This is a genomic window from Zoogloea sp. (assembly GCF_030157465.1).
Lineage (GTDB): Bacteria > Pseudomonadota > Gammaproteobacteria > Burkholderiales > Rhodocyclaceae > Zoogloea.
Genome location: NZ_JAOAUU010000114.1, coordinates 21703 through 43139, shown reverse-complemented (window position 1 = coordinate 43139; position 21437 = coordinate 21703). Strand labels below are relative to the sequence as shown.

General features: G+C 67.3%; 17 protein-coding genes. 6 read left to right on the top strand and 11 right to left on the bottom strand.

The genetic code is table 11. The features are described from left to right. Positions 1-98: 98 nt before the first annotated feature. The 3 genes from Q1W26_RS13900 to Q1W26_RS13890 form a co-directional block, all read right to left on the bottom strand. A complete protein-coding gene (locus tag Q1W26_RS13900) occupies positions 99-422 on the bottom strand; it encodes a CcdB family protein (RefSeq protein WP_300441275.1) in 324 nt (107 codons plus the stop codon). A 66-nt stretch (positions 423-488) separates the two neighbouring features. After that, positions 489-743, bottom strand: coding sequence for a type II toxin-antitoxin system CcdA family antitoxin (locus Q1W26_RS13895; RefSeq protein ID WP_300441272.1), 255 nt, complete (start codon positions 741-743; stop codon positions 489-491). A 127-nt stretch (positions 744-870) separates the two neighbouring features. Further along, positions 871-9690 carry a glucoamylase family protein gene (locus tag Q1W26_RS13890; protein ID WP_300441269.1) on the bottom strand — a complete coding sequence of 2940 codons (8820 nt, stop codon included), beginning with the start codon at positions 9688-9690 and terminating at the stop codon, positions 871-873. Between the two features lie 445 nt (positions 9691-10135). Between Q1W26_RS13890 and Q1W26_RS13885 the strand changes: the two genes are divergently transcribed. After that, a complete protein-coding gene (locus Q1W26_RS13885) occupies positions 10136-10567 on the top strand; it encodes a DUF4398 domain-containing protein (protein ID WP_300441266.1) in 432 nt (143 codons plus the stop codon). A gap of 37 nt (positions 10568-10604) precedes the next feature. Then, positions 10605-11453, top strand: coding sequence for an OmpA family protein (locus Q1W26_RS13880; protein ID WP_300441263.1), 849 nt, complete (start codon positions 10605-10607; stop codon positions 11451-11453). A 177-nt stretch (positions 11454-11630) separates the two neighbouring features. Here Q1W26_RS13880 and Q1W26_RS13875 read toward each other — a convergent pair whose 3' ends face one another. From Q1W26_RS13875 to Q1W26_RS13845, 7 genes are all read right to left on the bottom strand, one after another. Continuing rightward, positions 11631-11963 (bottom strand): hypothetical protein, encoded by a 333-nt coding sequence (locus tag Q1W26_RS13875; RefSeq protein WP_300441261.1) that lies wholly within the window; start codon positions 11961-11963, stop codon positions 11631-11633. Further along, complete coding sequence (locus tag Q1W26_RS13870) at positions 11963-13273, bottom strand: HipA domain-containing protein (RefSeq protein WP_300441258.1); 1311 nt, start codon at positions 13271-13273, stop codon at positions 11963-11965. The genes Q1W26_RS13875 and Q1W26_RS13870 overlap by 1 nt, the downstream gene beginning before the upstream one ends. Before the next feature lie 180 nt (positions 13274-13453). Further along, entirely contained in the window at positions 13454-15934 is a 2481-nt protein-coding gene (locus Q1W26_RS13865) for an EAL domain-containing protein (protein WP_300441256.1), read from the bottom strand. A gap of 7 nt (positions 15935-15941) precedes the next feature. After that, positions 15942-16163: a hypothetical protein gene (locus Q1W26_RS13860; protein WP_300441253.1), complete on the bottom strand. Its 222-nt coding sequence runs from the start codon at positions 16161-16163 to the stop codon at positions 15942-15944. Beyond that, positions 16160-16351 (bottom strand): hypothetical protein, encoded by a 192-nt coding sequence (locus Q1W26_RS13855; RefSeq protein ID WP_300441250.1) that lies wholly within the window; start codon positions 16349-16351, stop codon positions 16160-16162. The genes Q1W26_RS13860 and Q1W26_RS13855 overlap by 4 nt, the downstream gene beginning before the upstream one ends. Before the next feature lie 84 nt (positions 16352-16435). Further along, entirely contained in the window at positions 16436-16639 is a 204-nt protein-coding gene (locus Q1W26_RS13850) for a CsbD family protein (protein WP_300441248.1), read from the bottom strand. A 60-nt stretch (positions 16640-16699) separates the two neighbouring features. Further along, the gene (locus Q1W26_RS13845; protein WP_300441245.1) at positions 16700-16975 is read right to left on the bottom strand and encodes a hypothetical protein; all 276 of its coding nucleotides are present in this window, start codon (positions 16973-16975) and stop codon (positions 16700-16702) included. Positions 16976-17262: 287 nt separating this feature from the next. On the opposite strand from Q1W26_RS13845, the gene Q1W26_RS13840 reads away from it, so the two are divergent. Further along, on the top strand, positions 17263-17583 hold the full coding sequence (locus tag Q1W26_RS13840) for a DUF1840 domain-containing protein (RefSeq protein ID WP_300441243.1): 321 nt from the start codon (positions 17263-17265) through the stop codon (positions 17581-17583). Here the strand turns inward: Q1W26_RS13840 and Q1W26_RS13835 are convergent. Next, on the bottom strand, positions 17567-18916 hold the full coding sequence (locus tag Q1W26_RS13835) for a sodium:proton antiporter (RefSeq protein WP_300441240.1): 1350 nt from the start codon (positions 18914-18916) through the stop codon (positions 17567-17569). The two genes, Q1W26_RS13840 and Q1W26_RS13835, sit on opposite strands and share 17 nt — an antisense overlap. Positions 18917-19120: 204 nt before the next feature. On the opposite strand from Q1W26_RS13835, the gene Q1W26_RS13830 reads away from it, so the two are divergent. From Q1W26_RS13830 to Q1W26_RS13820, 3 genes are read left to right on the top strand one after another with little or no spacing between them, the layout of a single operon-like run. After that, positions 19121-19852 (top strand): Crp/Fnr family transcriptional regulator, encoded by a 732-nt coding sequence (locus tag Q1W26_RS13830; protein ID WP_300441238.1) that lies wholly within the window; start codon positions 19121-19123, stop codon positions 19850-19852. Further along, a complete protein-coding gene (locus tag Q1W26_RS13825) occupies positions 19849-20589 on the top strand; it encodes an N-formylglutamate amidohydrolase (RefSeq protein ID WP_300441235.1) in 741 nt (246 codons plus the stop codon). Before Q1W26_RS13830 ends, Q1W26_RS13825 begins: the two co-directional genes overlap by 4 nt. Continuing rightward, entirely contained in the window at positions 20586-21407 is an 822-nt protein-coding gene (locus tag Q1W26_RS13820) for a transglutaminase family protein (RefSeq protein WP_300441232.1), read from the top strand. Before Q1W26_RS13825 ends, Q1W26_RS13820 begins: the two co-directional genes overlap by 4 nt. The last annotated feature ends 30 nt before the right edge of the window (positions 21408-21437 follow it).

Sequence of the window (21437 nt, the reverse complement as noted above, 5' to 3'; positions counted from 1 at the left end):
GGGCGACTGAAGTCGCCCCAACAGTCTGCCGCGGCCCCTGCGGGAGACGAATGAAATCAATGGGCAGATTCAGGGTTTTGGACTGCTTGAATCCAGCCTCAACCCCACGCCCGTGAGAAAACCTCATCCAGCGCAGCGGTGATGACGTCCCCTTCGTCCGCAAGTGATCCGACTTTGGGGCCAAGTGTCTTGCAGTCCACCGACACGATATCCAGAGTGTCGAGGATCACTTTGATCCCTTCGATTGCGAAAACCGGATTGACCTTCGAGACGGGCAGCGAGCCCGCCAGAGGGAGCGGCACGACAATCCGCCTCAGGTGCCGGTCGAAGCTCGCCGACTGGACGATCACGACAAACGGGATGTGATCGCGAGTCCGACCAAGGTTGCGATGAACATCAAACTGGCTCTCAAGAAAGCGCAGGGCCGCCCCAAGTTTTTCTTGTCCCCCACGGGGGGCGGGCGGGGCGTAGCCCAGCCCTGGGGGTACTCATAAGCGGTTGTGTTCATCCGCAAAGGATTCATGAGCTTCCCTGTATCGGTTCCAGACGTCGCAGAGTGTGTCCCGCTCACGCTGCAGCTCCTCAGCCTCACGAATTTTTCCTGCGATGAACTCGGCAAGAAGGCTATCCACGGTCGCCGACAGATTGTCCGTGTACTGGCGAGCCTTGACGACCGTCCGCTCGTTCAAGGTCAGGTTGTACGGCCGCTTCGCCGCGTGTGTGGTGTTGCTGTTGATCTTCATGGGAGACCTCCTGTGCGCATTATATGCGCACTCCCCCCAGTGAATGGCCTCGCGCCGGTGGGCTGGACGGATGTCCGACACACATCCACCGGCGCAAGATCATCCGCTCAGCCCCGATGCCGCGGCGTCATGCCTCCAGCCTCAGGACCACCCGATGGCTTTGGCCGTCGTCCGCCAGCGGGATCAATCCATCGCTCCGGGCCATGCCATCCAGGCTCAGGCTCGTCACCTCGCCCGCCGCGGCGCGGGAAACCTCGATGTGGAACAGCGTCTCGCCGTAGCGGTACTGGATCGAGCAGCCCGACCAGTCGGCCGGCAGGCGCGGGGTGAGGCGCAGCACGGCGCCTTCCCGGTGCAGGCCCAGCAGCGATTCGACGGTGAGGCGGTACATCCAGCCTGCGGCACCGGTGTGCCAGCTCCAGCCGCCACGCCCGACATGGGGCTGGCGGGCGTACACGTCAGCCGCGACGACATAGGGCTCCAGCTTGTAGCGTGCGGCCTCTTCGGCCGAGCGGGCGTGATTCACCGGGTTGATCATCGACAGCAGTTCCCACGCCCGCGCCGGCGCGCCCAGCTCGGCAAAGGCCATTGCGGCCCACACCGCCGCGTGGGTGTATTGCCCGCCGTTCTCGCGCACCCCCGGCACGTAGCCGCGGATGTAGCCGGGGGACAGGCTTGACGTATCGAAGGGCGGGTCGAGAAGCTGGATCAGCCCGTCGGCCCGGCGCACCAGGTGGGTGTCCACGGCCTGCATCGCCATGCGCGCCCGCTTGGCGTCGGCGGCCCCAGAGAGCACCGCCCAGCTTTGCGACACCGAGTCGATCCGGCATTCCGGGTTTTCGCTGGAACCCAGCGGCGTGCCGTCGTCGAAGTAGGCGCGGCGATACCAGGCGCCCTGCCCGCTGCCTTCGTCCCCGTCCCAGCCGTGGGTTTCGAGCTTGCCGCCGAGGCGGGTGCGCTCGTCCCGGCACAGTGTGGCAAACACGGCGTCGCCGCGGGCCTCGGCCAGCCCGGCAAACTGGTCGAGCACCGCATACAGGAAGAAGCCCAGCCACACGCTCTCGCCCTTTCCCTCGATGCCGACCCGGTTCATGCCGTCGTTCCAGTCGCCGGAGCCCATCAGCGGCAGGCCATGCACGCCGAAGCTGAGGCCGTGGCGGATGGCCCGCACGCAGTGCTGGTAGATATCCGCAGCCTCGCCCGATACGCCGGGCAGATCGTAGTAGGAATCGTCGCCGAGGCTCACTGCGCGGCCGTCGAGAAAGCCCGCGGACTCGTCCAGCACGGCGCTGTCGCCGGTGACGCTCACGTAGCGGCACACCGCCAGCGGCAGCCACAGGTAGTCGTCCGAGCAACGGGTGCGCACGCCCCGGCCCGATGGCGGATGCCACCAGTGCTGCACGTCGCCCTCCACGAACTGGCGGCTCGCCGCGAGCAGCAGGTGGGCGCGCACCCGCGCCGGCTCGGCATGCACCAGGGCCATCACGTCCTGCAGCTGGTCGCGAAAACCGAAGGCGCCGCCGGATTGGTAGTAGCCGCCCCGCGCCCACAGCCGGCAGGCCAGGGTCTGGTAGATCAGCCAGCCATTGACCATCACGTCCACCGACGGGTCGGGGGTCTGGACCTGCACGGCGCCAAGGGTGTGGCGCCAGTAGGCGCGCACGCCATCGAAGGCCTGGTGGGCCGTGGCCGTGCCGCGGAAACGCTCCGCCAGCCGGCTGGCGTCCTCGTTGCCATGCCCGACACCCAGGCGGAAGACGATCTCCCGCGTGTGGCCGGCGTCCAGCTCGAAGCTGGCCTGGATGGCGGCGCACGGGTCCAGCCCGCCGCCGACCCGCCCGGACAGGCGCTCGCGCTGCAGCGCCGCCGGGTTTGAGAGGGAACCGTTGCGACCGATGAATTCGGTACGGTCGCCGGTGACGCTGTGCGAGGCCTCGTCGGTATCGAGAAAGGCCACGCACCCCGAAAATTCGATGCTGTAGGCGTTGCGGGCGAACAGCGCGCCGCTCGCCGGATCGATCTCGGTGGTCACGTGCATGGCCGATTTGTTGCGCAGATCGCCGAGCACCCATTCCACGTAGGCGGTGGCCGACAGGCGCCGCGCGCGGCCGGAATCGTTGCGCAGCTTGAGCACCGAAAACTTGACCGCCGCATCCAGCGCCACGAACACCGTGAGCTCCGAATGAATGCCGTCCACCCGCGTTTCGAAGATGCTGTAGCCAAAGCCATGCCGGATGACCCAGGCCGCTTCGGCGGCAGCGGCCGGCAGCGGCGTGGGCGACCAGACCTGGCCGGTCTCCTCGTCGCGCAGGTAGAGGGCCTCGCCGCCCGGGTCGCCGAGCGGGTCGTTGTGCCACGGCGAGAGGCGGAATTCGTGGGCGTTTTCGGCCCAGGTGTAGGCGCTGCCGCTTTCCGAAATCAGCGTGCCGAAGTGGGGGTTGGACAGCACATTGGACCAGGGCGCCGGCGTGTGGCGGCCGGGCGCGAGGGTGATGACATACTCCCGCCCGTCGGGGCTGAAGCCGCCCAGCCCGTTGGAGAGGATCCGCTCATCCTCCACCACCGCCGACGGCGCCTCCGGCCAGCGGCTGGAGCGGAACCGGCCCGGCACCAGCAACGGCATGCGTGGCTCGGCCCGCACCCGCTGGTCGAGTTGTTCCATGAGCGTGCCGCGGCCGTCGGTAATCACGGCGCGGGCGACGGCCTGGAACAGCAGCCTGTCCTCGGCGGAAATCTGTTCCACCGGACGCAGGAAGATGCCGCCCGGCTGCTCGCTCAGGCTGGCGCTGCTGCCCGAGGCGACCAGATCGATGATCTGTTCCTGCAGGCGCTGCCGGTAGCCGGCGTGATCCTCGTTCCAGATCACCAGATCCACCGCCAGCCCCTTCAGGCGCCAGTAGGCGTGGGCCTGCACGAGCTGGCGCACGAGTTCGATGTTGGTCGCATCGCCGATCTGCAGGAGCACGATCGGCAGGTCGCCGGAAATGCTGTAGCCCCACAGGCCCGATTGGCCGCGGCGGTTGCGGATCAGGAGCGCGGCGTCGACGCGCAGGGCCGGGCTGGCGTACAGCACGGCACCGGCAAGCCGGGCGTAGAGCTGGGCATCCGCTTCCACGGCGTTGATCTGCTGCAGCTCCACCTGGCAGTGGGTCCAGGCCAGATCGAACACCCGGTCGGAGAGATGACGGTCGCGGTACTTGCCCACCAGGCACACGGCCAGCTCGCGGTTGTCGGCCATGCCGGTGACGATATCGACGGTAACCGACTGTTCCGGTTCGAGGAAGAAGCGCTGGCGGATTGCAACGATGGGGTCGAGCACCGGGCCGTCGCGGCCGGACAGCTCGACGCCCACGTCCATCGCCCGGGGTGCGGCGGTGCTGCGCGTGCGGCCGATGAAGGCGGCGCGATCCGTCTCCCAGGACACGGCGCCAACGTCCACGCCGTGCACGGTCATCAGGTGCAGCATCCACGGTGTCGGCTCCTCCGGGGTGCGCGGCCGGCGCATGCACAGGATGGCCTGCTGCCGGGGCAGGATCTCGGTGGTCACGAACAACTTGCTGAAGGCCGGGTGCAGCGCGTCGGCGGCCGGCGGCGCAATCACCACTTCGGCGTAGCTGGTGACTTCGATCTGCCGGCGCTGCGGCGAGCGGTTGGTCAGGCGGACGCGGCGCAGTTCGATGTCGTCCTCGGGCGACACGACGATCTCGGTATAGGTTTCGATGTCGCCACCGCCTTCGATGGCGTCGCGACGGCGAAACTCGGCCCGCCCTTCGGAGAGGATCGCCTCGTAAGCCGTGGGCCGGCGGCGCGTGGGCTGGTGGGCGGTGCTCCAGAAAGCCCCGCTGTCCACGTCGCGGATGTAGCAGAAGGCGCCCTGGTTGTCGCAGGTGGCGTCCTCCTGCCAGCGGGTCACGGCCAGATCGCGCCAGCGGCTGTAGCCGCCGCCGGCGTTGGTCACCATCACGTGGTAGCGGCCGTTGGAGAGCAGCTGGACTTCGGGGGTGGGCGTGTCGGGGGTGTCGAACACGCGCAGCGGGGTTTCGAGCGGCGTGACCCGGGAATGTAGCTCCGAGAGTTCGGCCGCATGGGAGAACAGCCCCGAAGCGCGTGGAATGCGCTCCTGGAGCAGCGGCATGACGGCCTGGAACAGGCGCTCGGATTCGAAGCGGCGCTGCATCGGGCGGTCCAGCACCAGCCAGGCCAGGGCCAGCAGGCTCATGCCCTGGTGGTGGGCCATGAAGGCCCGCACGATGACCCGCTCCTGCCCCCGGCGCTGACGGCTCGGGGTGTAGTCGATGGCTTCGAAAAAGCCGAACTTGTCGACAAAGCCCTCGGCGGCCAGGCGCTGCAGATTGGCGCAGGCCGCCGCCGGGGCGACCATCAGCGCCATCACCGACGCGTAGGGCGCCACCACCAGATCCTCGGCCAGCCCGCGCTTGAGGCCCAGGCCCGGCACCCCGAAGGCGCGGTACTGGTAGTTGAGCTGGGCATCGACGGTGTTGTAGGCCGATTCGGACATGCCCCACGGCACGCCGCGCTGGCGGCCGTATTCGATCTGGCGGGCCACCGCGGCCTTGCCGGTCTGGTCGAGCAGGGTGCGCTCGTAGGTGGGCATCACCAGCTGCGGCATCAGGTACTCGAACATCGACCCGCTCCACGACAGCAGCACCGGCTCGCCGCCGGCCCGGGTAAGCAGGCGGCCGAGGGCGAACCAGCTTTCCTTGGGCAAGGCGCCCTGGGCGATGCCGACAAAGCTCGCCAGCCGCGCCTCCGAGGCCAGCAGGTCGTAGCAGCTGGCGTCCATGCGCCGCTCCTGCACGTTGTAGCCGATGGAGAGCAGATGCCTTGATGCATCGAACAGAAAATCGTAATCCATGATCGCCAGCGCGCCAGCCTGCCGGGCCAGCCCTTCGATGGCGGCGAGGCGGTCGCGGGCGCGGGCAGCGCCTTCGGCCATGCGGTGCATGAAATCCTCGAGCCAGGCGCGCTGGGCCGGGGTGGTTTCTTCGTCGAGGCGGCTCCGGATCAAGGCACAGAGCGGGCCACCCTGGGTTGCCAGGCTGCGCAGGGTCGGCAGCCCGGCCTCGGCGGCCACCTGGTCCGGCACGCCGCCCACGCCGCGGGGCGGATCAATAAGCAGCAGCCACGGCGCCAGGTATTCAAGCTCGTCCTGTGCCCCGCGAAGCTGCTGGAGCAGCGCCTGCGCCCAGCGCAGAACCTCGCGCCCGGTTTCGTCGGCGGCTTTCGGCCCGGCCTCGATCCCCGCCAGCAGATCGGTGGCACACGCGCTCAGCGCGGCAAGCCTCGCATGCAGTGCCGGCAGGGTTGCCGGCGGCGCCAGGCGGGTCGCCTCCAGCGCATTGCGGCAGGCCGACAGGCGCGTACCGGCGGAGGTGTCCGCCGCAAGCTCGAGCGCCTCGGCGAGCACGCCCAGGGTATCGCCAAGACCTTCGAATACCCGCGTGGAGGCGACGGGCTCGTCGGCCAGGGCCAGCAGGCCGGCACGCAGGGTCAGCAGATGGCCGGCCAGGTTGCCGCTGTCCACCGTTGAAACGTAAAGCGGCGGCAAGGGCTGCAGGGTCCGGGTGTCGTACCAGTTGTAAAAGTGGCCCCGGTAGCGGGGCAGCCCGTCCATGGTGCGCAAGGTGTTGGCGGTTCGCTCCATCAGCGGGCCGGCCAGGATGTAGCCGAAATCCCAGGCCGCCAGATTGGCCAGCAGGGCCATGCCCATGTTGGTGGGCGAGGTGCGATGGGCCAGCGTGGCGACGCGGTATTCCTGAAAGTTGTCGGGCGGCAGCCAGTTGTCGGCAGGGCCGACGAAGGTGTCGAAGTAAGACCAGGTACGCCGCGCGACCCGGCGCAAGAAGAGCGTCTGCTCGGCACTCAGGGCCGCCTTGCGGGCAGCCAGCGGCCGGCTGATCCACCAGGCCAGCGCCGGCGAAACAAACCACAGCAGCAACACCGGCGCGGCCACGGCCAGCGCGGACGGCGCCCACACGGCCAGACCGAGGCCCAACCCCACCGCCAGCGCCGGGCCAAAGCCCATCTGGATGAAGGTGGCGACGAGCCCGTCCCGGGAGCGTGCGCCGAGCTTCCGCTCGACCTCGCTGGACGGACACCATTCGAGCAGGCTGCGATGGCTCACGCCCATCCGCCACAGGGTGCGGACGATGGCATCCAGGCTGAAGGCCGCCTCGTAGGGCAGGCAGGCGAATTCGAAGCCGAGTTGTGCGGCCCGGCGCGAGGCCGAATCCAGCACCGCCGACAGGTGCTGGCCGAGCAGCACTTCATCCGGCTTTCTCAGCATGTCGAGCACGGCGGCGCACACGGCCGGCAGCACCACGATGCCGATCAAAAGCGCGGTCCACCGCAACGACGGCACCAGCAGCGCCCAGCCCAGCGCCAGCACCACCACCAGCGCCCCCGGCACAAGGCTGCGCCGCAGGTTGTCCGCGAGCTTCCACTGGGACAGGGTCGACAGGGGGTTGCGCTGGCGATGCTCGCCCGTGCCGTCGGGGCCATTGGCGCAGGCGCAGGGCACCTTGCGCAGCAGCCACGCGGCCAGTTGCCAGTCACCGCGAATCCAGCGGTAGCGGCGGCTCACATCGACGCGGTAGCGGGCCGGAAAATCTTCGTACAGCAGGCCGTCACTGAGCAGGCCGGCGCGGGCATAGCAGCCTTCGAGCAGGTCGTGGCTGAGAATCCGGTTGTCGGGAAAGCGGCCGCCCAGCGCCCGCTCGAAGGCGTCCACGTCGTAGATGCCCTTGCCGATGAAGGAGCCTTCGCCGAACACGTCCTGGTACACATCCGACACGGCGCGGGTGTAGGGGTCGATGCCCGGCTCGCCGCCGTAAAGGCGGGCGTAGCGCGAGCGGCTGGCCCCCGGCAGGCTGATGCCGATGCGGGGCTGGAGGATGCCGTAACCGGCCACGACCCGCCCTGCCCGCTCGTCGTACACCGGCTGGTTGAGCGGGTGGGCCATGGTGGCGACGAACTGCCGGGCCGCATCCCGCGGCAGCTCGGTGTCGGTGTCGAGCGTGATCACGTATTTCACGCCGGCGAGCGCCGCGGTGTCGCCAACGAGGGTGGCAAAACCGTCGCCCGAGCCGCCAAGAAGCAGCGCGTTCAGCTCGGCCAGCTTGCCGCGCTTCCTCTCGGCGCCCATCCAGCAATGCTCCTGCGGGTTCCAGCTGCGCGGGCGGTGGAACAGGAAAAAAATATCCCGGCCGGCCGTGGCGTAAGTTGCGTTGAGGGCCTCGACGCCGGCACTGGCCAGCTCCACCAGCGCTTCATCAGCGGGCAGCGACGCCTCGGCCGCGTCGAGAAAATCGGTAAGCAGGCCAAACTGCACGTGCTCGTCCCGGTTTGCCAGGAAGCGCACTTCCAGCGCTTCGAGCAGGCTTTCGACCCCCGATGCGCTGCTCAGCATGGTCGGCACCACCACCAGGGTGCGCGATTGCGGCGGAATGCCCTCGGAAAAATCCATCCGCGGCAAGGGCCGCGGCGTAACCAGCAGCGTGGCCAGCCAGTTGGTCAGCGCCACCCCGAGCTGGCTGGCCACCGGAATCGCCAGCACCGCCAGCGGCAGCAGCGCCCAGGCCGGCCAGCCGGCGCCCAGGGCCTCGTGGAGCAGCACGCCGCCAACCAGCGCCGTGATCAGGGCAATGCCGCCGAGGTAAATCAGCAAGAGCACGCGACGGGCCAGCCGGCGCAGGCGCTCCGCAAAGCCGGCACGCACTTCGGCCTCCCGCTCCAGCTCCGGCAGCCCCGCGTCGATGAGGTAATAGCCGACGTGGGCCCCGCGCTCCCCGGCCGTCGCCGCGCGGGCGAGGTCCACCGCCTGGCGGGCCACCTCGCGCTCGGTCAGGCGGCCCTTCTTCGCGATGTCCTCGACGGCATGGCGATAGCGGTCGCGGGTGGCAAAATCCATCCGGCCGTAAACATCGCCGGGGTCTCCCAGCAGGGTCTGCTCGACCAGGCTCAGGCTCTCGACGAAATCCCGCCAGTCCATGGCCCCGAGCACGCGCAGGCTGCCGATGCTGTTGCTGATGGAAAGCTGGTCGGCCGCCTGTTGCTGGTTTTCCGATTGCACCAGGCCGGCAATGGTCTGGCCCGACTGGGCCAGACGCTGTTCGACCCAGGTTAGCGGCAAGGCCAGCGCCGGCCCCCGGCCCTGCAGGCGGCGCGCCAGTTCGGCGACAAAGGCACCGCCCATCGGCGGCTCCGAGCGCACCATGTCGGCCACTACCAGGATCAGGCTTTCCGGATCGGTTTCGACGGCAGCGCTCATGCGGTCGGCCCATGAATCGGCCAGCCCCCGCTCGATCCAGCCAGCCGCAACCCCCGCGCTGACCCGCCGGAGGTTCTCGATCACGGCCAGCCGCAGCATGATCGGAATGGCCCACAGCTCCCCCAGCTTGAGGGGGCTGATGGTCTGGTAGGCCGCCACGAAGCGGGCGAGATTTTCCGCATCCACGCGGCCATCCCCGTGGGCCACCGCCTCGAGGGCAATGTCGTAGACCCGCGGCCGGCCGGCCGTTGCCGAGCCGCCGTCCAGGCGCGGGAGTTCGCGGCTGTAGCCCTCGGGCAGCAGCCGGCGGGCCATGCGGATCTGTTCTTCGATGAGATAGAAATTGTCGAGCAGCCACTCGCCGGCCGGAACGATGCGCCGGTTGTCGGCCACCGCGCTGGTAAGCAGCTTGCACGTGTCGAACAGCGTGGTTTCGTTGTCGTCCAGCCGGGCCAGCAGGCGGTCGGGCACCACCCGGCCCTGGGCAAGGAAGTGGGAGTCGGCCAGCACCTTGCCGTGCTGGGCCATCTGGTCGGCGCCGAACAACTCGGCGCGCAGCGGCGGCTCCGTGGCGACGGCTTGCCGCGGCCACATTCCACCCAGCCGGCCAAGCAAGCCGGCCTTGAACTCGCGATAGCTCATCGGCAGGACGCTCACAGGGGGACCACCACGCAGGGGGGCGGCACCTCGCGGCACCCGGAATCGAAAGCCAGAGGCTGCAATTGATGGGCAGAAGCCGCCATGGGACACCTTTAAGCAGTACCGCCATGCAACGGCTGACGATGGACCGGTGCTTGAGCCGGCGTCGCCTTCCGGCGGACCTGCAACCCACCGGAAAAAATGACCCTGGCAAAAGCACCAACACATCCTAACGGGAGCACTGCCGCGGGTCGGTGCGCTGTCGCACATAGGCCCGGCCCCGGCGGATTCGCCATGCCATGGCCCCCATGTGCGCCAACGCACCGACCGAACCCCCCGGCCAGTCCACCCTGAATCCAGAGCTTTGACGCGGCGTGCATCCGATACGCCGAGGATTCCGGCGCCCCGACTCCCCGGGAACGACATCACCGGCCTCCACAAGGCACGCCACGAGGAAAAAACGATGAAAAACCCACCCATGCCATTTGCCACCCTCAACCTCGACACGATGGAGGCCCGCAGGAAGGCACTGCTCGCCGGCATCACCATCCTGCCGGCGATCTTCCTTCTGCTCATGCTGAGCGGCTGTGCGAGCACCCCCGCCCCCACCGAGCAGATGGCCGTATCGAGCGCAGCGGTCGGCCAGGCCGGCAGCGCGGGCGCTGGCGAAATGGCCCCCGTCGAATTGCAGATGGCGCGCGAAAAACTCGACAAGGCCAAGCTCGCCATGACCAAGGAAAACTTCGACGAGGCCCGCAAGCTGGCCGAGCAGGCTCAGGTCGACGCCCAGCTGGCCGAGGCCAAATCCCGCTCCGGCACGGCCCGCAAGGCCGCCGGCGAACTGCGCGAAGGCGTTCGCGTGCTGCGCGAAGAACTCGACCGCAAGAACAAGTGATCGCCCCGACACGCCCCCTCAAACACAAGGAATGACCATGACCCAGAACCGGATCTTCGCGATGAGCCTCATCGTACTTGCAACCCTCGCCGGCTGTAGCTCGCTGCCCGCCAAGAATGCCCTGCTGGACGACGCCCGCAGCGACTACCAGCTTGCCCAGAACACCCCGCAGACCCGCGATTTCGCCAGCAGCGAGATGAAGCTGGCGGATGACGCCCTCAAGCAGGCCAATGCCGCCTCCGAACGGGGCGACAAGCCGGCCGACGTGGATCACCTGGCCTATCTGGCCAAGCAGCGGGTCGCCATCGCACAGGAAACCGGGCGCCAGAAAGCGGCCGAAAAAGCTGTCGACAACGCCGAAGCCAGCCGCGACAAGGTACGTCTGGCCGCCCGCACCACCGAGGCCGACACGGCCCGCCGCAGCGCCGACAGCGCGCGTCAGGACAGCGACGACGCCCAGGCCAGAAATCGCGCCCTGGAAGCCGAGCTGAAGGCCCTCAACGCCAAACAGACGCCTCGCGGCATGGTCATCACCGTCGGCGATGTGCTCTTTGATACCGACCGCTCCGAGATCAGGTCGGGCGGAAACCGCAACCTGGAACAGCTGGTCGCCTTCCTCAAGGCCTATCCCATGCGCAAGGCCGCCATCGAAGGCTTCACCGACAACACCGGCAGCGACAGCCACAACCGCGCCCTGTCGGGCCGACGCGCCGACGCGGTGCTCGCCGCCCTGGTGGACATGGGCATTGCCAGCGAGCGCCTCATCGCCCGTGGCTACGGCGAAGCCTTTCCGGTGGCCAGCAACGCCGACGCCACCGGCCGTCAGATGAATCGCCGGGTGGAAATCGTGCTGTCCGACGAAACAGGCAGGGTCAGCAGCCGCTGAACACCCGCGCCTGAACAGAAGGGGCCGGGGTGGCACATCGCCACTCCGGCCCCTTTTCGTAGCGTCTTTTGCTCAGTTTCGTAGGTCGGGTTAGCCCGCAGGGCGTAACCCGACGCCTCCACCTCGCATTCGATGTCGGGTTACGCTGCGCTAACCCCGACCTACTACCTGCTTTCTTCAGGGCTCCTGGGGCCGAAGGGGGCGCGCAAGGTGAGCAGGCTGCGGATTCGGGGCCGCTCGCACGACCCCCACGCAAAGGCCCAGGATGCCCAGTATCTTGTTCATCGTCTGCACGGTGCCCTCGCTGCGGCCCTGCTCGATGTCCTGCAGCGTCTTGGTTCCGACTCCGGCAAGCTTGGCCATCTCGGGGCTTGTGAGCCGGAGCGTCCGTTTGATGAAGACGACCGACTCACGCAGGGACCACTCGGGGTGCGCCAGCACTGTTTCAACCACGGTGCGCCGCAGCTTGATCTGCTCTGGCAGCGGGATAGGGTTGTAGCGCTTGTCCATCAGCGGACTTCCTTCATCTCGCGCGCAAGTCGGGCAAGCGTCCTTGCCAATGCCGCATGCACATCGGGTTCGAGCCCCATTGCGAGGCCATCCTCGATGATCCGATCAAGGCGCGGCCCCATGTCCTGCAGCCCGGCAACCAGGCACGCCCGGTTCAGCGGGCGCGCGCAATCGCGTGCAATGCCCTCCACGGTATCGAGCACCGTTGTCCAGTCCGGCCGGCTGGGGTCGGTTCTCTCGCACGCCCATCGCGTGCGTCTTGCAATGCCGTCGGGATGCAGGAACATCGGTGCAAAATCGAAAAGCGGCGTGAGCTCTACACGACCATCGAAGCTTCGCTGAATTGCGGTATTTCTGGCGTGGTTATCGGTGTTTTTCAAGGCCAGATTGGCAACATCCCGTTTGATGTATTCGAGCACCTGGGCTTGCGCGTCAGTGCAATAGCGCAGCAGACATTCAACAACCCGCTCGTGTGTCATAGAGGCGCCGAACCCAGGCGTATTGGTCAACGCGGCAACGCTCTCCTGCCCCAGCCTGATCACCCCGTGCTCCACGATCTGGCGGTCAAAGCGCGGGATGAACAGCACGCGCTCATTGAATGTGAGCTTTGCATGGACCCGCAAACCCAATTGCCCGGCAATATCCATGTAGATCGCTTCATGCCGCAGGATTTTAGCCAGCGCCGGGTTGGCCCCCCGGCCAAACTTGACGATGAAGTGCTCCATCGCATCTTCGTCGGCAACGGTATGGTCCAGGTAAAGGAGGCCATCCTTTGCGCGAGTCATGAGCAGCTTGGGCCACTCGCCCTGCACACCCGACGAGCCCGCGATAAAAAGCCCGTGACTGGCCAGATGCTCGGCAAACTCATCGTCTCGCGCCGCGACTTCGGCATCGGTGAAACCATAGCGGGGCCCCGCATTGTGCAGAAGCCAGGTCGCGGCTTCCTTTACCCGAAGGTTACCGATCGAGTTACCCGCGCCGGCCAGGAGCAGCGGCCAATCCGCGGGCGCCCCTGCCGTTTCCGGGAGATCGAGTCGGCGCAGCAGCTCTCCCCGACCAAACCCCTGAGGAAGCAGATCGAGGAGGATCACGGGCCAATGCGCGAATTCCACCGGTGCGAAGCTTACGGGGAGCTGGCTCGAGAGTGCATGCGCATCGATCGCGCCCTTATACATCCCGACCCAAGACCCATCGTAGCCGAGGTAGGTGGCCGCTTGACCGCCCTGCTCTTCGGGGCCGATCAGCGTGACACTGCCTACGTCATGCCACTGGCCATCGACATGCAGCTGGAGTTCGCAGTTTTTTTTCACCCTCTTATTTTAGTGTATTTCTATACAAAAAATAGGGAGGTGTCGCGATTTAATAGATAGAAATCTATACCATTTATATGTTTTGCCGGGTCAGTTCGATGTCGGGTTACGCTGCGCTAACCCGACCTACCCAGGGGCTGCTCGACGAAACAGTAGCTTGAAAAAACAGCTTCCTTTTGCTCAGCCCGGCTCCAGCAACTGCCCGAAAGCCTCGGCGGACAGCGGGCGGCCGAGGTGATAGCCCTGCCCTTCGTCGCAATGCTGGGCGCGCAGGAAGTCGAGCTGGGCCGGGGTCTCGATGCCTTCGGCGATCACCCGCTGCTTGAGGTTGCGCCCCATTTCAATCACCGCGCCGACGATGGTGGCGTCGTCCGGATCGGTGGCCACGTCGCGCACGAAGGACTGGTCGATCTTCAAGGTGTCGATGGGAAAGCGCTTGAGGTAGCTGAGGCTCGAATAGCCGGTGCCGAAGTCGTCGATGGCCAGCTTCATGCCCATCTTCTTGAGGGCGGCCAGCACCTGGGCGGACGAGGTCGCGTCGTGCATCAGGATGCTCTCGGTCAGTTCCAGTTCGATGAAGCGCGGCGCCAGGCCGGTTTCCGCCAGGATCTCGGCGACGCCGGAAATAAAATCCTTGTGGCGGAATTCGGCCGCCGAAATGTTGACCGAAATCGGCACCGTCGCCATGCCCGCGTCCTGCCAGCTGCGGACTTGCCGGCAGGCCTCGCGCAAGACCCAGCGGCCGATCGGCACGATCAGGCCGGATTCCTCGGCAATGGGCACGAATTGCGCCGGCAGAACGATGCCGAGCTGCGGATCCTGCCAGCGGATCAAGGCCTCGGCGCCGGTCATCACGCCGGAGGCCAGATCGATCTGCGGCTGGTAATGGAGCAGGAACTCGCCCTGCTTGAGGGCGCGGCGCAGGCTGCTCTCGACAAACAGGCGCTGGACCGCGCGGGTGTTCATGTCGGTGCGGAAGAACTGGTAATTGTTCCGCCCGTTGGCCTTGGCGTAGTACATGGCCGTGTCGGCGTTCTGCAGCACCGCGTCGGCGCTGCTGCCGTCGTCGGGATAAACGCTGATGCCGATGCTGAGCGTCACATGCAGCTCGTGCCCGCCGATGTGCTGCGGATGGGCGAAGGCCAGCAGCAGCTTGTCGGCGACGCGGGCGGCGTCGTCGATCCGCTCGATTTCGGACAGCAGGATCACGAACTCGTCGCCCCCCTGGCGGCACACGGTGTCGGTGTTGCGCACGCAGGCCACGAGGCGTTCGGCCACCGCCTGCAGCAACTGGTCGCCGATGGCGTGCCCCAGCGAATCGTTGATGTGCTTGAAGTAGTCCAGGTCGAGAAACAGCAGCGCCACCTGCTTGCGGCGCCGCCGGGCGAGGCCGATGGCCTGGGACAGCCGCTCGGTGAGCAGGGCCCGGTTGGGCAGCCCGGTAAGAAAATCGTGGTGGGCCAGGTGGGCCATCTTGGCGGCCATGGCCCGGGATTCGCTCACGTCGTGAAAGACGATCACCGCGCCCGTCACGCGCCCTTCGCGGTTATGGATGGGCGCGGCGGAATCCTCGATCGATGCTTCGATCCCGTCCCGGCGCAGCAGCACGCAGTCCGACGCCAGGCCGACGATGCGGTCCTCGCGCATGGCGAGCTGGGCCGGGTTCGGCGCCGTCTCGCGGCTGGCGCCGTCGACAATGTGGAAAACCTCCGCCAGGGGCCGGCCCAGGGCCTCGTCCCGTTGCCAGCCCGTCATGGTTTCCGCAACCAGGTTGAGGTAGGTGACGTTGCCCGCGGTGTCGGTGGTGAGTACCGCGTCGCCGATGGAATTGAGGGTTACCTGGGCCCGCTCCTTTTCGGCGAACAGGGCCTCTTCGGCCATGCGCAGCACCCGATCGGCGGCCTTGCGCGCGGTGATGTCCTCAACCGTCAGCACATGCCCCAGCGGGCCGGCGCCGTCGGTCATGGCGGCGGCATTCAGGCGTACCCAGACGATCTGTCCGTCGGCCAGCACAAAGCGCACTTCCGACTGGTAAGGCGTCGGCCCCACCGCGGCATTCCACCATTCGGCCAGCGCCCGCTGGCGATCTTCCGGGTGCACCGCAAGCTGCCAGTCGGAGCCCAGGGTGTGCTCGAAATCCAGCCCGACGATCTTTTGGTAGGCGGGATTGGTATACACGCAGGCCCCGTCCCGGTCGGAGACGAAGATGCCCAGCGGCGACGCGTCGCTCATCGCCCGGAAGCGGGCTTCGCTGCGCCGCAGGGCATCCCGGGCCGCCTTGCGGCCCAGCAGGTAATCCAGCGCCCGCGGCAGCCAGTGGGCATCCACGTGGCCCATGACGAGGTAGTCGTCGGCACCGTGCCCCACGGCGGCTCGGGCGGTCGCCTCGTCGCTGGCGGCGGAAAGCACCAGGATCAGCGCGTCCGGGGCCGCCTGGCGAATCTGCTCGAACACCTCGAAGCCGCGGGCGTCCGGCAGCATCAGATCGAGCAGCACCACGTCCACGGCGCCCTTTTGCAGCCGCAGCAGCGCGTCGGCGCAGAGGCCTACCGATTCAACGTGAAAAACCGGCCGCCCCACGCCGGCCAACACCTCCCGGATCCGCTTGGCGTCGACCGCGTCGGACTCGACCAGCAGAACACTTACCGGCGGGTTGATCATGGCAACGTCAGTGCAGGGCCGTGGAGCTGCCAATGGCCTTGCGGCGCAATACGGAAGCACGCAGATTGCCTTCCCAGCTGCAGCCCATCGCCGAACAGCGGTAACGGCGCAGAGCCACGAAAGCGCTCAACAGCACATCCACGAAACGCCGCGGCACCCGGTAAGCCGCACTGTGGCAACGGGGACATTCGACGTCGTGGTGATGGCGTACGGGGTCGCCGGCGGTCATGCACGGGGCGGAACCGTCTCCGTGGCGAGGGCATCCTCCCCCTCCCAGACCTTGAGCCTGGCCTTCGACTTGTTGGCCTGTCGCCGGCTTTCCCGGGCATTCAGGCTTTCGATCATCTGCACGGCAAAGACAGACAGACCCGCATCGTCCGGCGCCAGTGGCGGCGTAAAGCGCATGAAGCTGCTCATGATTCGAATCCTTCCGTCAAAACGCCGGCCCCGCCGGTCCGCCAGCCATGTGCGGCACCTGCGGGGCCAAACGGGGCGCGGCGTTCAATTTTTATTGAGTTCCTCGAAGCGCTTGATCTGCTCCTCGGCCTCGTCCTTGGTGACGCCATAGGCTTCCTGGATCTTGCCGGCCAGGGTGTCGCGCTTGCCGGCAATCACGTCCAGGTGATCGTCGGTGAGCTTGCCCCACTGAGCCTTGACCGTGCCTTTGAATTGCTTCCAGTTACCTTCAACGATGTCCCAGTTCATTTGAATCTCCTTGAGTGCGTTGCTTGGCTGGCCGGCGACATTGCCGGCCAGGCCTGCGGGTCAGCGGCGGTTGATCAGCACGCCGGCCAGGAAGCCGAGCACTGCCGCGCCAGCCAGCACTTGCCACGGGTGTTCCCGGACAAAGTGGTCGGTGACGTCTGCCGTGTGGCGAACCTGCCCGGTGACGTTGCTGCGGGCCTGGAGGAAACGGCTCCGCGCATCGCCCATTGCGTCTTCAACCGCAGTGCGGGCGCTGGCCAGGCCTTCCGTCGTGGAATGGGCAACATCGGTCAGCAGTGCGTCGGCGCTGCCGACCATTCCTTTGAAATCGTTCATGAACATCTCCTCCCGGCAATCGCCGGCATGTAATTCGGGGGCGCCTCGAGCGTCATGTCAGCCATGACGAAAAGCGTCCGGCGCGTCTGCCGTCACGGAGATCCGGACGGCGGACAGCTTTTGCCACAAGCCTGCCGAGGGCCATCGTGGCCTTCGACGCCCGCGCCGTCAGTGCGCCACCGAACACAGCCCGGCCGGAATCTGGCCGCGCCGTATGTGCGCTGTCGTACAGACCCCGCCCATGCCCGTATCCACAATGAATCGCTTATCAAGAAAGGAAGTCCATCATGCTGATCGTCTTCAAATCCGCCGCCAGCGGCGACATCATCACCTTCGAGAAGAACGCCCGGGAAATGCTCGATGTGCTCGGCAAGGACCGGGACGAGGGCAAAGGCATCGTCACCGTGGACCAGCTTCCGGCGGCCATCGACCGCCTGAAGCAGGCCATCGCCGAAGACTCGGCCCGTCATGCCGCAGCACCCGACGACGAAACGCCCGCCGCCAGCGGAGCCGGGGATGGCGTGAGTTTTCACCAGCGGGCGGTGCCGCTGCTCGACATGCTGGAGCGCGCCCTGAAAGACGCGGTGCCGGTTACCTGGGGGGTTTGAAATCCGCCCCCGGCGCCGGGCTGGCGGTCGCCACGGCCTGGCGCCGCGAGTACCACCGCATGAGCGGCTGCACCGAAATGCCGTGGACGAGAATGGATGCGGCCACGGTGAGCAGGGTCAGCGTGATGAGTTCGTTGGCCAGCGCGCCCTCAACCCCATGGTGCAGCGCATACATCAGGTAGAACACCGAGCCGATGCCGCGAATGCCGAACCAGCCGATCATCACCCAATGATGGCGGGGCAGTTTCCGGCCGGGCGTCAGGGCCAGCACGGCCAGCGGACGCAAAACCACGAACAGCAGCGGGATGAACCACCATTTGAGCAGCGACGGCATGGTGTAGGGCAGCATCGCCCCGATGATCAGCACGATGGCCGGTTCGGCCAGTTTTTCGAGTTGCTCGTTGAAGCCCTCCACGGCCCGGGTCATCGCCGCGCTGGCGTGGTGCGAGTGGCTTGCCCGCTCGTCCTCGCCCCGCGACGGATCCCCGCGGGGCGCCCTGCCGAGGGGCACCGAGCCCACCAGCGGCTGCTCCCGCACCCGGTGCAGGGCCAGCCCCGCCGCAAACACCGCAAGAAATCCCGATGCCTGGCACAGCTGTGCCGTGCCGTAGGAAACCGCGATGAGCCCGAGACACAGAAACTCGTGGAGCCCCATCGCGCTGTGGTGCCGCGTGCGCAGATAGACCACCAGCCGGCCGATCAGCTTGCCGAGGATCGCCCCGATCACCAGGCCGCCGGCCGTGGCCCACAGCAGATCCATCACCCACCAGTGCCAGCCGCCCTCGCCCAGATCGTGCAGCCCCATGAGCCCGAGGCCGAGCAGCACGAAGGGAAAGGCCGAACCGTCGTTGAGCGCGCCTTCGCCGGCGAGGCTGAAGCGGACCCGGTCGGGCCGGGTGCCCGGCTCCGCCTGAACCCCCGAAGCCAGCACCGGATCGGTCGGCGCCAGAATGCCACCCAGCAGCACCGCGGCCCCGAGGGGCAGATTCAGCCCCCACACGCCGACCGCCGCGATCAGCCCCACGGTGATCGCCATCGACGGAAAGGCCAGCCCCAGCGGGAGCAGCCAGCGGCGGTCACGCATCGGCACCCCGAGCTTGAGCCCGACCGCGAACAGCGAAATCAGCAGCGCCAGCTCGGCCATCAGCTCGAGCGTGCCCGCACGGAGCACGGGGTCGGGCTGGATCAGCCCCAGCCCTCCCGGCCCGAGGCCATAGCCCAGGCCCAGGTAGATCATCGCGCTGCTGAGGGGCAGGCGCTCCAGCAGCGTCCCCGCCAGCACCATCGTAACCAGAAGCACGCCGATGAAAAGGGACCAGTGAGCAGCAGACATGGGGAGGCACACCGAGGAATCGCGCGCGTCTCTCGTGTCGAGTGTCGCGCAAGCGTTGACTGTCATTCGGCAGCAATGCTGCGCTGTGCGTATCCGGGCTTCTGTGCGCTAGCGCCCCGACAGGCCTTTAGCCCGGCGCCACCCTGCGGGGAATCGCCCCTGGAAGAGCCCCTTGCCAGGAGCCCCCGCCATCAGGAGAGCCCCGTGTCGATTGCCCCCTCTGCTGCCAGTTGCAATCACCTGCTCGCCGCGCTGCCGCAGTGCGAGCTCCTGCAGCTGCTCGACAAGTGCGAAGCGGTGGATCTGAAGTTCGGCGAGATTCTCGCCGAACCGGGGGAGCCCATTCGCCATGTGTATTTTCCGACTCACAGCGCCATCGTGCTGGTGACGCTGATGGATGACCGGGCCAGCCTGGAAGTGGGGCTGGTGGGCAACGAGGGCATCGTCGGCACCGCGCTGGTCCTCGACATGGCGGTGTCGCCCCAGCGCGCCCTGGTGCAGGTGCCGGGCGCCGCCCTGCGCATGGAAGCCGACCTGTTTCGCCAGGCACTCGAGGCCAGCCCCGAGCTGCAGCATGTGCTCAAACGCTATGTGCATGCGGTGATGGCCCAGCTGGCGCAAACGGCGGGCTGCACCCGTTTTCACGTGGTGGAGGCGCGACTGGCCCGCTGGCTCCTGATGACCCAGGATCGCGCCCACGCGGACAGTTTTCATGTCACACACGAATTCCTGGCCCAGGTGCTGGGCGTGCGCCGCGTCGGCATCACCCGGGCGGCCACCACGCTGCAGGGCCGTGGCTTGATCCGCTATGCCCGCGGCAACATCACCCTCCGCGACCGGGCCGGCCTGGAGGCCGCCGCCTGCGGCTGCTACGCGGCTGACAAGCTGAGCTACGCCCAAAGCATGGCCCACCCACCGCTAAGGCCGGCCGCATGACGCGCCCTGCGCTGGTGATCACCTGCGAGCATGGCGGCAACCACATTCCGGCTGTCTATCGCCCGCTTTTTGAGGGGCAGGACGCCGTGCTGCAATCCCACCGGGGCTTCGACGCCGGCGCGCTGAAAATGGCCCAAACCCTGGCCGACGCCTTCGGCGCGCCGCTGGTGTCCGCCACCGTGAGCCGCCTGCTGGTGGATCTGAACCGCTCGACCCACAACCCGACGCTCCACGCCGAAGGGGTCCGCCGGCTGCCGGCAACGCAGCGCCAGGAGATCCTGACCCGCTTCTACCAGCCCTACCGGAGCCGCGCCGAACAGGCGATCCGGCAGGCCATTGCCGACAACGGCGCCGTCATCCACCTCTCGTCCCACAGCTTCACGCCGGAGCTGGACGGCAGGCTGCGCAAGGCCGACATCGGCCTCCTCTACGACCCGCGGCGCCCCGGCGAAGTGGCCCTGTGCCAACACTGGAAGGCCGCCCTCGCCGCCACCGCGCCGCAGCTCACGGTGCGCCGCAACTACCCCTACGCCGGCAAAGGCGACGGGCTGACCGCCTGGCTGCGGCGCTGCCTGACGCCGGATGTTTATATTGGCGTCGAGCTGGAAATCAACCAGAAACACGTGACCGCCGAAGGCGACTGTCCGGCGCTCCGCCAATGGATCGTCGAATCCCTGCGCGAAGCGCTCCCCCACATGCAATCCCATCCCCCCCGCGACAGAGGTTCCCCGCCATGAAAATCCGCATCGGTTTCAGCCTGACCTACGACTGCCCCCAGCCCACCCCGATGATCCTGAACCTGAGCGTGCACTTCTCGCGCATCGACGACATGATCGTCCCGGATCATCTGCTCGCCGACCCGCCCGTGCCGCTCACCGGCTTTCGCGACAGTTTCGGCAACTGGAGCACCCGGCTCGTCGCCCCCAAAGGCCTGTTCACGCTGTCCAACGACGCCCTTGTGCGCGACAGCGGCGAGCCGGACATCATCGCCCCCCAAGCCCGGCAGACGCCGGTGAATGAACTCCCCGACGACACGCTGATGTATCTGCTGGGCAGCCGCTACTGCGAGACGGATCGCCTGTCCGACGTGGCATGGAAGCTGTTTCACCACACGCCGCCGGGCTGGGCGCGGGTCCAGGCCATTTGCGACTACGTGCATGGGCACATCGAATTCGACTACGCCCACGCCCGCCCGACCAAGACCGCCTGGGATGTCTGGCAGGAGAAAGTCGGCGTGTGCCGCGACTTCGCCCACCTGGCCATCACCTTCTGCCGCTGCATGAACATCCCGGCCCGCTACTGCACCGGCTATCTGGGCGACATGGGCGCGCCTCCGCCCTACGGGCCGATGGACTTCGCCGGCTGGTTCGAAGCCTGGCTCGACGGCCGCTGGTACACCTTCGATGCCCGCAACAACGTGCCGCGCATCGGGCGCGTGCTGATTGCCCGCGGCCGCGACGCCACCGACGTGGCCATCAGCAACACCTTCGGCCCCAACACCCTGAAAAACTTCATCGTCCGCACCGACGAGGTGGACGAAGGCGCGTCCGCGTAAACGGGTTTCGAGGCCGCGATGAAACCCGCA